The 13,575-nt window shown below is 60.8% G+C and carries 12 protein-coding genes; 5 read left to right on the top strand and 7 right to left on the bottom strand.

What is annotated here, in order from left to right; all coding sequences use genetic code 11:
- Window positions 1-393 precede the first annotated feature (393 nt).
- The 7 genes from ACO54Z_RS06410 to map all read right to left on the bottom strand — a co-directional run bounded on the left by ACO54Z_RS06410 (window position 394) and on the right by map (window position 9,574).
- The gene (locus ACO54Z_RS06410; protein WP_485996281.1) at window positions 394-1,731 is read right to left on the bottom strand and encodes a patatin-like phospholipase family protein; all 1,338 of its coding nucleotides are present in this window, start codon (window positions 1,729-1,731) and stop codon (window positions 394-396) included.
- Between the two features lie 374 nt (window positions 1,732-2,105).
- Window positions 2,106-3,536 carry a tetratricopeptide repeat protein gene (locus ACO54Z_RS06405; RefSeq protein WP_485996280.1) on the bottom strand — a complete coding sequence of 477 codons (1,431 nt, stop codon included), beginning with the start codon at window positions 3,534-3,536 and terminating at the stop codon, window positions 2,106-2,108.
- A 95-nt stretch (window positions 3,537-3,631) separates the two neighbouring features.
- Window positions 3,632-4,495: an HlyC/CorC family transporter gene (locus tag ACO54Z_RS06400; RefSeq protein ID WP_485996279.1), complete on the bottom strand. Its 864-nt coding sequence runs from the start codon at window positions 4,493-4,495 to the stop codon at window positions 3,632-3,634.
- Between the two features lie 39 nt (window positions 4,496-4,534).
- Entirely contained in the window at window positions 4,535-5,119 is a 585-nt protein-coding gene (locus tag ACO54Z_RS06395; protein WP_485996278.1) for a PAS domain-containing protein, read from the bottom strand.
- Between the two features lie 100 nt (window positions 5,120-5,219).
- On the bottom strand, window positions 5,220-8,411 hold the full coding sequence (locus tag ACO54Z_RS06390; RefSeq protein WP_485996277.1) for a [protein-PII] uridylyltransferase family protein: 3,192 nt from the start codon (window positions 8,409-8,411) through the stop codon (window positions 5,220-5,222).
- A gap of 5 nt (window positions 8,412-8,416) precedes the next feature.
- Complete coding sequence (locus tag ACO54Z_RS06385) at window positions 8,417-8,698, bottom strand: hypothetical protein (protein ID WP_392405450.1); 282 nt, start codon at window positions 8,696-8,698, stop codon at window positions 8,417-8,419.
- A gap of 75 nt (window positions 8,699-8,773) precedes the next feature.
- Window positions 8,774-9,574 (bottom strand): type I methionyl aminopeptidase, encoded by an 801-nt coding sequence (map, locus tag ACO54Z_RS06380; RefSeq protein ID WP_485996276.1) that lies wholly within the window; start codon window positions 9,572-9,574, stop codon window positions 8,774-8,776.
- Window positions 9,575-9,727: 153 nt separating this feature from the next.
- Between map and rpsB the strand changes: the two genes are divergently transcribed.
- The 5 genes from rpsB to uppS all read left to right on the top strand — a co-directional run bounded on the left by rpsB (window position 9,728) and on the right by uppS (window position 13,568).
- On the top strand, window positions 9,728-10,510 hold the full coding sequence (gene rpsB, locus ACO54Z_RS06375) for a 30S ribosomal protein S2 (protein WP_485996275.1): 783 nt from the start codon (window positions 9,728-9,730) through the stop codon (window positions 10,508-10,510).
- A gap of 68 nt (window positions 10,511-10,578) precedes the next feature.
- Entirely contained in the window at window positions 10,579-11,460 is an 882-nt protein-coding gene (tsf, locus tag ACO54Z_RS06370) for a translation elongation factor Ts (RefSeq protein WP_485996274.1), read from the top strand.
- Window positions 11,461-11,556: 96 nt separating this feature from the next.
- The gene (gene pyrH, locus ACO54Z_RS06365; RefSeq protein WP_298079128.1) at window positions 11,557-12,282 is read left to right on the top strand and encodes a UMP kinase; all 726 of its coding nucleotides are present in this window, start codon (window positions 11,557-11,559) and stop codon (window positions 12,280-12,282) included.
- A 9-nt stretch (window positions 12,283-12,291) separates the two neighbouring features.
- Complete coding sequence (gene frr / locus ACO54Z_RS06360) at window positions 12,292-12,849, top strand: ribosome recycling factor (protein WP_485996273.1); 558 nt, start codon at window positions 12,292-12,294, stop codon at window positions 12,847-12,849.
- Entirely contained in the window at window positions 12,849-13,568 is a 720-nt protein-coding gene (uppS, locus tag ACO54Z_RS06355) for a polyprenyl diphosphate synthase (protein ID WP_485996272.1), read from the top strand. Before frr ends, uppS begins: the two co-directional genes overlap by 1 nt.
- The last annotated feature ends 7 nt before the right edge of the window (window positions 13,569-13,575 follow it).

The following is a 13,575-nucleotide window of genomic DNA, read 5'->3' as shown; positions in this document are numbered from 1 at the left end:
AGTTTGCGGTCGAGCTCCGCCTGGGCAAAAAAAGCCGCGGCCTTGCGCAGGATTTTGAACCGCCCTAAAAAATCAGGAGGGATAACTATCTGTGAGAGCCTGTTTAAAATCTTGGAGAACCGCATTTTTCCGTATGCTTGTGTAGGAAACTGAAAACCGGGAAAACAGCCAATATGCCCCCTCTCCCCGTGGGACCGGAACAGCTCGCGCAGCGAGAGAGGGCCGGGGTGAGGGCAGCAAACGATTGAAAAAACCGGAATTTCGATTCATGAACAACATCCCTCCCCGACCCTCCCCCGCTACGGGCTTCGCCCTGCAGGGGGAGGGGGATTTTGAACAGGCTCTAAGGTTTGCGGCAATTTTTAGTCTGAATTTTGTCCTTTACGCCGAGATTTATGGATGTGGTTTGTCGTCCGGCGCGTGCCAGTTGCCGTTGCGCCCCGGTAGGTTGCGCCAGGTTTCGTTTTGTTCGAGCAGGATTTTGGCGCTGGTGCGCAAGTCGCGCACCTCCGCCTCCGGCAGGTAGAAGGTGGTACCGATGTTCAGTACCCGCTTTTTCAGCGCACCGTCGGGCAGGTCGTTCAGGTCGAGATTGATGTAGTGCAGCGTCGGGCGCGTGCCCGTGTGGCGGTGCTGGTTCCATGTGTCGGTGAAACGCTGGAAATTGCGGATGCTTTGTTCGGTGTTCTGGTCGATGGGGACGTTGATGATGGCGGCGGCGACGTCGCGCAGGCCGGGGATGTCCGGGCTTTGGTCGATGGTGCTGTCGAGGCGGTTCTGTGCATTGATGCTGATGACGATGATGTCGCGGATATTGCCGTCGGCGATGCGTGCGCGCAGGGCGTCGCCGTGGATGTCGCTGTAGTCGAGGATGCTGTGCAGGCCGAGGTTGTCGGTGAGGCCGCCGTCCAGCAGGTGAATGTACGGGCGGGCGGCGCTGTTCTGATAAGGCACGGTGTAGCGTGCGAGGGTGTCGCGGTCGCCTTGTGCCAACGGTGGCGGGGTATAGCGGCAGTGGCCGCCGTGGTTGTTGAGGGTGATAGGCGCGAATATGAGCGGCACCGCGCTGGAAGCGGCAACGGCGCGGGCGACGGGCATCTGGCCGAGGTCAAGGCAGAGCGCGTCAAAGTGTTCCTGGGTAAATTCAATGCGCTGGCCGATGCTCATGTCGGTGGCGCTGATGAGGGCGAACGGCCCCTTGCGCCGCGTGGCGAGGTCGGCGAAGGTCGCGCCGTGGTAGAGCAGGCGGTCGAGTTCTTCGGCGAGCAGGTCGCCGCGTCCGTATTGCGGGCTGGTGAGGCGCGGCAGGTTGGCCAGGGAAAAAAGCTGGCGCAGTACGGTACTTTGCAGGTTTTGTTGCAAAAATTCGCGCTCAAAACGCGGCACGGTTTCTTTGCCGTGCAGGGCGAGATAGGTGGCAAGCACCGAACCGCCGGAGACACCATGCACGAGGTCGGTTTTTTCCAGCATCGTCGCAGTTTTGCCGTGGCCGGTGATGGGCGTGGCGGCGAGGACTTCGAGCACGCCATAGCCAAAGGCGGCGGCGCGGCTGCCACCGCCGGAAATGAGGAGGACGAGCAGCAGGTCGTCATCCTGGTTGTTTTGAAAAAGGTTTTGCAGGCGGTAGCCGCGGCTGTGGTCGATGTGATCAAGGGTTGCAAGCGGCTGGTATTGCACGCTGCCGCAGGCGGTGAGAAGGCAGGCGAGGAGCAGGGTGGCGAGGGTTTTCATGGCGGGTTTGGGCGGGGTTATGGCGATATGCTCAAAGTTCTGTACAGGGCGCACCACCGGGGTTGTTTGCGTCGTTTGGGATGTGGTCGCTGATGCGGATGGTTTGCAGCCCACCCCGGCGCCGCAAATTGTCGCCATGTCCCGGACGGTGCGCCGAGGCGCACCCTATGGCAGGCTCCGCGCGCAGGGTGCATGGCGGCGCCTAAGGGCCGTTTGCAATTCAGCCGTGGGCCTTTGCAGGTTGGGTTACGCGCTGCGCGCTAACCCAACCTACGCGCAAAATCATCGTGTTATGACTAAATTACTATCGTTCGGGCGGTTATGGACTTCGTCCTAACCGCCCCTACGGGCTTCGCCCTGAAGGCAAACAGCCTCTAATGTGGTTTGTTGGGGCTGGTTTTGTGTTGTCCCGCCTGTTGCAGCCGTTCGAGGGTGCGGCGTACTTGTGCGGTTTTCGGGTGGTCGGGGTAGTGCGCAATCAGTTGTTGCAACAGGTGCAGCGCCCGCTCGCGCTCGCCTTTTTTGTCCAGCGCGCGGGCGGCGCAGTAGTAGTTGTCGAGGATGTGTTTGTGGCCGGGGTGGCGTTGGGCGAAGTTGCGGGTCAGCGCGAGGACGATGTCGTAGTCGTGGTGTTCAACCGCCATTCGCGCCAGTGGCTGGATCCAGTCGGCAGGCAGGCGGGCGGGGTCGTCCAGCGCTATGTTTTCTACCGCTTTGCGCACGAGGAGGTAGCAACGTTCGTTGCCTTGTGCGGCGGCTTCTATCAGGCGCTGTTCGAGGGTTTGCAGCGCGTCATAGCGGCGGTGCACGCTGTAGTGTTCGTAGAGGCGGCGGTAGGCGGGGAAGTATTGGGCGATGTTGTGCTGCGCCGTAGCGTAGGGCAGGAGCAGGGCTTCCATTTGGTCGAAGCTGCCTTCGTTGCGCAGGGTGTCGGCGGCGAGCAGGTCTTGCGCGAATTGTTTTTTGGCGTCGTCGTCCATGCGGTAGGTGTCGGCTTCGTAGAGGGCGCGCTGTTCGGCTTCGCTGAGTTCTTGCGGGATGTCGGCGCGCATGAAGTAGCCGATGTACATGTAGATAAGGGCAATGGCAAGGACGACGACGATTTCCATGCCGATGATAATCAGGCCTTCGCTGCGCATCAGGGCGGCAAGGAAACCGAAAACGAAAGACAGCGAAAAGGCGACCAGTAGCGGGAACAGCAGCAGGGCAAGGTAGTTTTTAATCCCCATGTTGTTGATGGTGATGAGCCAGGCGCGCGGGCTAATCATGCTGAGGATGCTGTCGTTGCCGACGAGGTTCATCACCATCGCCGGCATGAAGAGGCTGTTGATGAGGATGAGGCAGAGTTGCCAGCTTTTCAGGCCAAACAGGAAGGCGATCGGCAGGGTGGCAAGCGCGAGCAGGATGCTGCCGGCGATGTATTTGAGCGGGGTGAGGAAGGGAACGAGGCTGACCGGTGCGAAAGGCACGGGTTCGTCTTCCAGGCCTTCGGAGAGGCGGAGGATGCCGTCGAACATTTTGCAGAGGAAGAGGAAGCCGGCGATGATTTTCAGCGCGATCATGCCGTAGTTGGCGGGAATGGCTTTGGAGGTTTCCATCATCGCGGTGAAGCAGCGTACTTCGTTCAGGTCGCAGTCGAGGGCAACGCCGTGCGCCTGGAAGATTTCTTTCATGGTGTGGAGGTGTTTCAGGGTTTCCAGGCCTTCCAGGCAGAGGACGACGGCGAGGATGCCCCAGTAGAGCGCGTTGCCGGGGCGGAAAAGAAAGCGGATGGCGCGTTTGAGTTTGTTGAGGTTTTCGTTCATGGCGGTTGGGGTAGTGGTGGTAAAAAAATTGGGCGGTTACGCCGCAAGCGTTTAACCGCCCTTATATGCTCCCCGCCGGGGAAGGGCGGGAGAAATCAGTCTTCCGGTACCGGTGGCGGCTCGGCCGGGCGGTAGCGCAGGTGCAGGCTGATGAGCTGGCGCTGGTTGGCCTTGCTCACGGTCGCCTGCCAGTCGCCGAGGTCGGCGGTTTCGCCAATTTCCGGCATTTTGCCGAGGATGTGCTGGATGTAGCCGCCGATGGTGTCGGCGTCTTCGTCGGAAAGGTCGGCGTTGAAGGTTTCGTTGTAGGTGGCAATCGGTGTCAGCGCGCTCACCTGGTAGCTGCCGTCGCTGTTGGGGGTGATGGGGGAAGCGGCAATTTCGTCGTGTTCGTCGTCAATTTCGCCGACGATTTCTTCGATGACGTCTTCGATGGTGACGAGGCCGGAGAGGTTGCCGTATTCGTCGATGACGAGCGCCATGTGGTTGCGGTTGGTCTTGAAGTCGCGCAGCATCGCGTCCAGCGGTTTGCTTTCGGGGACGATGGTCGCCGGGCGCAGCAGGGTGCTGATGTCTTCCGGCAGTTGCTGGCGGAAGGCGTGCGGCAGCAGGTCTTTGGAGAGGAGGATGCCGCGGATTTGTTCGTGGGTTTCGTCCACCACGGGGTAGCGCGAGTGGCCGGATTCGATGATGACGTTGAAGATTTGTTCAAGGCTCCAGTCTTCTTCGATGAGCAGCATTTGTCCGCGCGGGATCATGATGTCGCGCACGCGGGTGTCGCCGAGGGTGGTGAGGCGTTCGAGCATTTGCGCGGTTTCGTCGCCGATGTCGCCGCTCGCGCGTGCCTGGGTGACGAGTTCGTGAAAGGTGGTGTGAAAGTCGGGTTCTTCGTTGTTGCTCCACAGCGCGGTGAGGCGACTGAGGAGCGAGGGCTTGGGTTCCGGGTGTTCTTCGCTCATGGGATGGTTGGGTTTTGGGGGAAGGCGGTATTTTAGGGGTTATTTTTTTCGGGTGAACAGTTTGCCAATCAGGTTGCCGACGCTGTTGCCGGGTGCGGATGCGGTGGTATCGGTGTCGTCGTCTTCAAAGCCGTAGCGTTCTTCGTTTTGGCGCATGATGCGGTATTGTTCTTCGTATTTGGCGATGGTTTTGGCATCAACTTTGCGCCGCACCGAGGTGCTGCCGACGAACAGGCCATTGCTGATAATCGGCGCGACGGTGGCATAGACCCAGTAGTAGCGCCCGTCTTTGCGCAGGTTTTTGACGTAACCATGCCATTCCGAGCCGCCGATGATGGTATCCCACAGGTCTTTGAAGGCGGATTTTGGCATATCGGGATGGCGGATGATGTAGTGCGGTGCGCCGATGAGTTCGCGCTGGCTGTAGCCGCTGATTTCGGTGAAGACGCGGTTGACGTGGGTGATGATGCCGCTGGCGTCAGTACGCGAGATGAGAATGGTGCCGTCGTTTTGGTTGTAACCTTCGTCCACGGTGTAAACGATGCGGCGCTCGCCATCGTAATAGGTGAGTTCGTGGCGGGTGGCTTTGCCGGCGGGTTTGACCATGTTGGGCAGGCGGGGCATCGTTCTTTCCTTTTAACTTGCAGGTGGTTGGGTGGCTTTCCGGGTGATTGCCGGTTGTTCATATTATAGGGCGCGCCCTGCGGTTGTGCCAGTTGGGACGCTATTGCAGCGCTGCCAGCAGCGCCTGTTGCAGCGCGGTGAGGGTTGCTGGGTCGGTGAGCGGGCGGTGGGCGGCGTCGGTGAGGTGGAAGCTGTCTTCGGCTTTTTCGCCGAAGGTGCTGATTTTGGCGTGGCTGATGTGTACGCCGTGCGCGAGCAGGATGCGGCTCACCAGCGAGAGCAGGCCGTGCCGGTCTTTGCAGGTGAGTTCGAGGGTGGTGTGCGCCGCTTCTTGCTGGATGTGGACGCGGGGGCGGATGGTGAAGTGTTTGTCGCGGCTGCCGGGCAGGCGGCGGGCGAGCGGCGGCGGCGGGCGGTTGTCGGCGATGTGGCGTTCGAGTTCGTGTGCGAGTTCGGGCGCGGGTGGCGGTGTTTCGCCGAGGGTGTATTCCTGGATGGTGAGGCGGTGGTCGCGCGTGGTGTAGAGGCGCGCTTCGTGGATGTTGTGGTTGTGTTTTTCGAGGTAGTGGGTGATGCGCGCCAGCAGGATGTCCGCCGGGTTGGGACTGCTGATGATGAGGCGCGGCGGGTGTTGCTGGATGAGGCTTGCGGCGTGTGGTTTGCCGTGTGTCAGGGGCGGTTTGTGGTTTGTTTGGGGTGCGGTCGCTGGCGCGGTTGGTTTGCTGCCCCCACCCCGACCCTCCCCCACGGGGGAGGGGGCCGAATGGTATGCAACCTTTGGAGGTGGTTTGTGGTTTGTTTGGGATGCGGTCGCTGGCGCGGATGGTTTGCTGCCCCCACCCCGGGTTCCCACGAAAAATGCGTCTGCATTTTTCGTGGGGAGCCCCCGACCCTCCCCCACGGGGGAGGGAGCCGAATGGTATGCAACCTTTGGAGGTGGTTTGTGGTTTGTTTGGGGTGTGGTCGCTGGCGCGGTTGGTTTGCTGCCCCCACACCGGCCCTCCCCCACGGGGGAGGGGGTGGAATGGTTTGCAACCTTTGGCGGTAGTTTGTGGTTTGTTTGGGGTGCGGTCGCTGGCGCGGTTGGTTTGCTGCCCCCACCCCAGCCCTTTCTCGCACTGCGCGCGAGCTGTCCCAGTCCCACGGGGGAGGGGGACGAATGGTATGCAACCTTTGGAGATGGTTTGTGGTTTGTTTGGGGTGTGGTCGCTGGCGCGGCTGGTTTGCTGCCCCCACCCCGACCCTCCCCCACGGGGGAGGGGGCAGTTTGGTGGATGTCCGCAGGGCGGAGTCCGTCATGGGGCGGGGTTGGGTGGTAAGCCGTGCCTAGTAAATGGCGGGTTTTGGCGGCGATGGCGGCGGCGGTTTCGCCACGAAAGCAGGCTTCGGGTAACTGCGCCCAGAGGGCGTCAATGGTGGCGGGGGCGGCGGCGAGTTGCGCTTTGGCTTGTGCGCGCGCGTGTTGTTCTTGTTCGTGCAGGCTGTCCTGGTGATGTTCGAGTTGGTGCCGGGTTTGGCGGTAGAGGTCGTGGATGAGGCTCGCCCGCCAGTTGTTCCAGAGGGTAGGGTTGGTGGCGCTGATGTCGGCGATGGTGAGAAGGTAGAGGTTGTCGAGGTGGTCGCGGTCGGGGATGGTGGCGGCGTAGGCGGCGATGGTCGCCGGGTCGGTCAGGTCTTTTTTTTGTGCAGTCAGGCTGTGGTCAAGGTGGTGCGCGACGAGCCAGACGAGTTGGGCGCGGTCTTCCGGGCTGATGGCGTCGTTTTCGCGGGCGTAGAGGTCGGCGATTTGTGCGCCGGTCTGGCTGTGGTCGCCGTCGTAACCTTTGCCGATGTCGTGAAAGAGGGCGGCGAGGTAGAGGATGGTCGGGTTTTGCAGGCCGCTGATGATGGCGGCGACTTCGGGGTAGGCGGGGTCGGGGCGCACGAGGCGGTCGAGGGTTTCGATGAGTTTGAGGGTGTGCTGGTCAACGGTGTATTGGTGGAAGAGGTCGTATTGCATCCGCCCGGTGATGTGGGCGAAGGCGGGGATGATGCGGTAGAGCAGGCCGTATTGGTGGATGCGCGCCAGTTGCGGGTACACGGTGCCGGGGCGGGCGAGCAGGGCGAGGAAGGCGCGGCGGTTGTCGGCGTCGCGGCGGCGGGCGATGTTGGTTAGTTCGTCGCGGTGGCGGCGGATGTGGCGCACGAGGTCGGGGTGCGGTTCGTGTATCGCCGGGTTTTGTTGCAGGTACTGGAACATTGCCCACGGCTGCTGCGGGTTTTGGGTGAATGCCGCCGGGTCGCGCAGGGTGAGTTTGCCGTGCTGGCTGGCGTAGTCGGCAGTCAGCGGTACGGCGGGCTGCGGCGGCTGGTGGTCGGCTTCGATGTGGCTCACCACGCGCTGGTTGATGCGGCGGATGCGCATACTGTGCTGGTAGTAGTGCTGCATCAGTTGTTCGATGGCGAGGTTGTGCCGCTGGTCGCGGTAGCCGAAAGTGGCGGCGAGACGTTTTTGTTGTTCAAAGTCGAGGGTGTTTTTTTGCCGCGCGCCGCCGAGGTGCAGGGCGAAGCGGATGCGCCAGAGGGCGTCGCGGCTTTGTTTGAGTCCGGCGGATTCGCCTTCGGTCATCAGGTGACGGGCGATGAGGGTGGCGTGGCTGCGGTCGTGGTAGCAGTAGGCGGTGAGCCAGTCAATCATCTGGTAGTCGCGCAGGCCGCCGTTGCCGTTTTTCAGGTTGGGTTCGAGCTGGCCGTGCTGTTTGCCGTCGCGCGCGCGCTGTTCCTGCTGTTTGTGGCGGATGTAGGCGGTTTTGCTGATGAGCGGCGGCCGGGCGGGGTCGATGGGCTGCGCTTCGCCCGCCAGTTGGCGGTTTTCCAGCAGGCTGGTGAGGAGGTCGGTGTCGGCGGTCGCGGCGGCGTTGAGGTCGCTGGTGTGGTGGACGTGCTGCGCGATGTCGAGACCAAGTTGCCACAGGGTTTGGATGTAGGTTTCGATGGCGTCGCGGTCGGTTTCGTCCGGGGTGAGCAGCAGCAGGTCGATGTCGGAGGCAGGGAAGAGTTCAGCGCGCCCGTAGCCGCCGATGGCGTAGAGGCGGACGCGCGGGTCGCTGATGCAGCGCTGGTAAAGGCCGCTGATGATGCAGTCAATCTGCGCGGTGTAGTGGGTGATGAGGCGGTGGACGTCGTAATCGCGCCCGCTGATGTGCGCGGCAAGCGCATGGCGCAGGGCGCGCAGGTAGTCGCGGGCGCGCGCGGCTTCTTCGGGGAGCGGCAGGGATGCGGGTTGCCAGTCGGGGAGGTCAGGGGAGGGCATGGCGGTCAGTTATTGATGTATACGGCGAGTAATGTCCACAAAAACAGCGGCATGACGATACTGGCGTAGACAATGGTGATGATTTCGAAAAGGGGGCTGTTTCCCATGCCTTTGTCGCGCAGACGCTCCATCGCTACGACAAGTAGCCACATGATGAGCAGCAATATGTTGGAAAACCAAAAGGGGATGTGAATTCGCCTGGCCAGGATGAAATAGGGCAATATCAGAAATCCCACAAAGAGCGTTGTCATAACTCTACATAGGGTGAATTTGTCTTCCGGGGTCATGGGGAGATTTTCCATTGGCTTACATTTTGGGTGCGCGTCATGTAAAAAGATGCGCCGGAGCGCATCTTGCAGGGGCTATTTTTGATGCCCGGTCGGGCTGAAGCGTTCGCGTTCGGCGGCGCCGAGGGTGAAGATTTCGTAGCCGTCGGCGGTGACGGCGAGGGTGTGTTCCCATTGTGCAGACAGCGAGCGGTCGCGGGTGACAACCGTCCAGCCGTCGCCGAGGATTTTGAGGGCGGCTTTGCCCGCGTTAATCATCGGCTCAATGGTGAAGGTCATGCCTTTTTCGAGGGTGAGGCCTTTGCCCGGCTGGCCGAAATGCACCACTTGCGGGTCTTCGTGGAAGCCACGGCCAATGCCGTGTCCGCAAAATTCGCGCACGACGGAGAAGCGTTCGGCTTCGGCAAAGCTCTGGATGGCGTGGCCGATGTCGCCCAGTGTCGCGCCGGGGCGGACGGTGCGGATGCCGCGCCACATCGCTTCGTAGGTGATGTCCACCAGGCGGCGGCCGAGTACGCCGACGTCGCCGACGAGGTAGGTGCGGTTGGTGTCGCCGTGCCAGCCGTCCTTGATGACGGTGACGTCGATGTTGACGATGTCGCCGTTTTTCAGGGTTTTTTCCGAGGGGATGCCGTGGCAGATGACGTGGTTGACGGAGATGCAGGTCGAAGCGGGGAAGGGCGGGCTGCCGTAGTTGAGGCAGGCGGGGATGGCCTGTTGTACGTTCACAATGTAGTCGTGGCAGCGGCGGTCCAGTTCGGCGGTGCTGACGCCGGGGACGACGTAGGGCGCAATCATGTCTAGCACATCGGCGGCGAGCCGCCCGGCGACGCGCATTTGGGCGAGGTCTGCTTCGCTTTTCAGGGTAATGGTCATGGTTTTTTCGTTTGGTAAATGAGGCGGGGCATGGTATAAAGCGCGCGCCTTTCTGGCAACTAAATCACACAAACGCTGTTTTCGACGCTCCGGGTGCCTGCGGGTTGGAGCGTTTGCGCGTTTGGAGGCCTAACCCTTTATGGAGTAAATACTATGAGTAAAGTCAGTATGCGCGAGCTGTTTGAGGCAGGCGCACACTTCGGGCACCGTACCCGTTTCTGGAATCCCAAGATGGCGCCTTATATTTATGGCAAGCGGGGCGACATCCACATTATCAACCTCGAAAAGACGGTGCCGATGTTGAACGACGCGCTGAATTTTGTCGGCACGGTTGTCGCCAACGGCGGCAGCGTGATGTTCGTCGGCACCAAGCGCAGCGCTTCTGAAGCGGTCGGCGAAGCGGCTGCCCGCTGCGGCATGCCGTATGTCAATTTCCGCTGGCTCGGCGGGATGATGACCAACTTCAAGACCATCCGCCAGTCCATCAACCGCCTCGAAGCGATTGAACGCATGGCCGAAGACGGCACGTTCCAAAAGCTGGTGAAGAAAGAGGTCATCGTGCTGGGTCGTGAACGCGACAAGCTCGCCCGCTCACTCACCGGCATCCGCCATATGCGCCGTCTGCCCGATGTGCTGTTCGTCATCGACGTAGGCCATGAGCACATCGCCATTCAGGAAGCGAAGAAGCTCGGCATTCCAGTCGTTGGCGTCGTTGATACCAACAGCCAGCTTGATGGTGTTGATTACATCATTCCGGGCAACGACGACTCTGTCCGCGCCATCCGCCTGTATGTGGACGCGGTCGCCAGCGCGATTGAGGAAGCCAAGGCTTCTGTGACCGCCCGTGGCGGCGAGAACGCCGAGAAGGCGCTGGAAGAAGCGGTCGTGGCTGATGAACCGGCTGCTGAAGCTGCCGAAAGCGGCGACGCCGAGTAATTTGTCTGTTTTTGCATGATTAAAGGCTGCGGCACGTCCGCAGCCGTCCTTGTTTTCAGGAGTTGAATATGTCCATTTCCGCCCAATTAGTAAAAGAGCTGCGCGAACGTACCGGCGCAGGCATGATGGAGTGCAAGAAGGCACTGCTCGAAACCAAAGGCGATATTGAAGCTGCCGTTGAACATATGCGCAAAACCGGCCTCGCCAAGGCCGACAAGAAAGCCGGCCGCGTTGCTGCCGAAGGCGCGCTGGTTGTCTCCATCAGCGATGACGCCAAGGTCGCTACCATCCTTGAAGCCAACTGCGAAACCGACTTTGTTGCCATGGGCGACGAGTTCCGTGGTTTTGCCAACCGTCTCGCCGAAGTGGCGCGCACGCAAAAGCTGGCCGACATTGACGCGCTGAATGCCGCCGAAGTCGCACCGGGCGTGACCGCCGACGAGCGTCGCCGCGAGCTGGTCGCGAAAATCGGCGAAAACATGACCATCCGCCGTTTCGTCACCCTGACTGCGGGCAGCGGTGTTATCGGCCACTATCTGCACGGTCAAAAAATCGGCGTGCTGGTAGAAATCACCACCGGCGACGTTGAACTGGCGAAAGACATCGCGATGCACATCGCCGCCAGCAACCCGATTTCGCTCGATGCCGCTTCCCTGCCGCAGGATTTCCTCGACAAGGAAAACGAAATCCACCGCGCCAAGGCCGAGCAAAGTGGCAAACCGGCGAACATCATCGAGAAGATGGTCGAAGGCGCGATGAAAAAGCTGTTCAGCGAAGTGACGCTGAAAGGGCAGTCTTTCGTCAAAAACCCGGACATCACCGTTGAGCAGTTGCTGAAAGAAAAAGGCGCTGACGTGGTGCAATTCACCCGCTTCGAGCTGGGCGAAGGCATCGAGAAGGAAGAATCCGATTTTGTTGCCGAAGTTATGGCGCAGGCCAAAGGCGTTTAAGTCTTGACCGCCCGCAAAACCGCCGCCCGTCGGCGGTTTTTTTATGCCGTGCAACGTATAATGCGCGCGCCCTATAACAATCCGGAGAACACACACATGACTACAGGCAATCCCCCTAAATACAAAAGAATTTTGCTGAAAATGAGCGGCGAGGCGCTGATGGGCGACCAGGCTTTCGGCCTGGACGCGAAAGTGGTACGCCGCATCGCCGGAGAAATCCGCCAACTGGTAGAGTCCGGCGTGGAAATCGCCATCGTTGTTGGTGGCGGCAACCTCTTTCGCGGCGCGCAACTGGCGGCGCTCGGCATGGAGCGCGTCACCGGCGACCACATGGGAATGCTAGCGACGCTGATGAATGCGCTTGCCATTCAGGACGCGCTGGAGCAGATTGACGTGCCGGTGCGGGTAATGTCGGCGCTGATTATCGACCAGGTCTGCGAGCCGTTCATCCGCCGCCGCGCCATCCGCCACCTGGAAAAGGGCAGGGTGGTCATCTGCGCCGCCGGCACCGGCAACCCGTTTTTCACTACCGATAGCGCCGCCAGCCTGCGTGCGATTGAGCTGGAAGTCGATGCGATGTTCAAGGCGACCAAGGTCGATGGCGTCTATTCCAAAGACCCCAAACGCTTTGATGATGCGGTAAAATACGACGCCCTCAGCTACCGTCAGGTACTCACCGAAAACCTCAATGTCATGGACGCAACTTCCGTGGTGATGTGCCGCGACAATGATATGCCGATGGTGGTATTTGACATGACCAAACCCGATGAAATCGTGCGTGCTGTCTTCGATGACGGCGTTGGCACGGTCATTCACGCCTAAGGAGTTTATATGATGCAGACCATCCAGAAAGATGCCGCCACGCGCATGGAAAAATCCGTGCAGTCGCTCGAACACGAGTTGAGCAAAATCCGCACCGGACGGGCAAACGTCAGCCTGCTGGACCACGTCCAGGTCGAATACTACGGCTCAATGGTGCCGCTGTCGCAGGCGGCGAACGTCTCCGTCACCGACTACCGCAGCCTCACCATCCAGGTATGGGAGCGCAACATGGTCGCCGTCATCGAAAAAGCGCTGATTAACTCCGACCTCGGCCTGACGCCGAACACCGCCGGGCAAAACATCCACATCAACCTGCCGCCGCTCACCGAAGAACGCCGCAAAGACTTGGTCAAAATTGTGCGTAACGAAGGCGAACAGGCAAAAGTCGCCATCCGCAACGTGCGCCGCGATGCCAACCAAAGCATCAAACAGCTCGTCACCGACAAACAGGCATCCGAAGACGACGAGCGCCGTGCCGAGGCGGAAATCCAGAAACTGACCGACAAATACGTCGAACAGGTGGACAAAGTCCTCGCCGACAAAGAAAAGGAACTGATGGAAGTTTGATGAGCGCCGCGCAAACCCCGCCTGCCCACGTCGCCATCATCATGGATGGCAATGGCCGCTGGGCGCAGCAACACCTGCGCCCGCGCGCCTTTGGCCACAAGGCCGGACGGGTAGCGGTGGACCGCGTCGTCACCGCCTGCGCCAAGGCGGGCGTGCAAACCCTCAGCCTCTATGCTTTTAGCACCGAAAACTGGCGCCGACCCGCGCACGAAGTCAAAGTGCTGATGGAACTAATCGAAGCGGCGCTGCGTGAAGAAGCGGAAAAAATGCGGAAAAACGACATCCGCCTGCGCGTCCTCGGCGACCGCAGCCCGCTTTCCGCCTCGCTCTGCAACGCCATTGACGAAGCAGAGGCGCTGACCGCCGATGGCACGCGCATGAACGTCGTCCTTGCCATCAACTACAGCGGCCAATGGGCATTGTGCGAAACCGCCCGCCGTTTGGCGCAAGCGGTCACGCGGGGCGAACTGCAAGCGGATGCCATCAACGAAAGCGATTTCGCTGCCCACCGCCCGATGCCTGACCTGCCGCCGGTTGACCTGCTCATCCGCAGCAGCGGCGAAATGCGCCTGAGCAACTTCCACCTGTGGGAGCTCGCCTACGCCGAACTGTGGTTCACCGACGTGCTGTGGCCGGACTTCGGCGAAGCACAATTGCAAGCGGCGTTCGCCGCCTATCACCACCGCGACCGCCGCTTTGGCGCGCTGTCGCACACCTGACGGACAA

Source organism: Cardiobacterium sp. (assembly GCF_057314735.1).
The sequence above is the reverse complement of the archived record's forward strand: the minus strand, read 5'-3'. Positions and strand labels throughout refer to the sequence as shown.

Bases quoted from the DNA above. Each gene is read 5' to 3' on its own strand.
- ACO54Z_RS06410 (WP_485996281.1), bottom strand. From the start codon at position 1,731: ATGAAAACCCTCGCCACCCTGCTCCTCGCCTGCCTTCTCACCGCCTGC.
- ACO54Z_RS06405 (WP_485996280.1), bottom strand. From the start codon at position 3,536: ATGAACGAAAACCTCAACAAACTCAAACGCGCCATCCGCTTTCTTTTC.
- ACO54Z_RS06400 (WP_485996279.1), bottom strand. From the start codon at position 4,495: ATGAGCGAAGAACACCCGGAACCCAAGCCCTCGCTCCTCAGTCGCCTC.
- ACO54Z_RS06395 (WP_485996278.1), bottom strand. From the start codon at position 5,119: ATGCCCCGCCTGCCCAACATGGTCAAACCCGCCGGCAAAGCCACCCGC.
- ACO54Z_RS06390 (WP_485996277.1), bottom strand. From the start codon at position 8,411: ATGCCCTCCCCTGACCTCCCCGACTGGCAACCCGCATCCCTGCCGCTC.
- ACO54Z_RS06385 (WP_392405450.1), bottom strand. From the start codon at position 8,698: ATGACCCCGGAAGACAAATTCACCCTATGTAGAGTTATGACAACGCTC.
- map (WP_485996276.1), bottom strand. From the start codon at position 9,574: ATGACCATTACCCTGAAAAGCGAAGCAGACCTCGCCCAAATGCGCGTC.
- rpsB (WP_485996275.1), top strand. From the start codon at position 9,728: ATGAGTAAAGTCAGTATGCGCGAGCTGTTTGAGGCAGGCGCACACTTC.
- tsf (WP_485996274.1), top strand. From the start codon at position 10,579: ATGTCCATTTCCGCCCAATTAGTAAAAGAGCTGCGCGAACGTACCGGC.
- pyrH (WP_298079128.1), top strand. From the start codon at position 11,557: ATGACTACAGGCAATCCCCCTAAATACAAAAGAATTTTGCTGAAAATG.
- frr (WP_485996273.1), top strand. From the start codon at position 12,292: ATGATGCAGACCATCCAGAAAGATGCCGCCACGCGCATGGAAAAATCC.
- uppS (WP_485996272.1), top strand. From the start codon at position 12,849: ATGAGCGCCGCGCAAACCCCGCCTGCCCACGTCGCCATCATCATGGAT.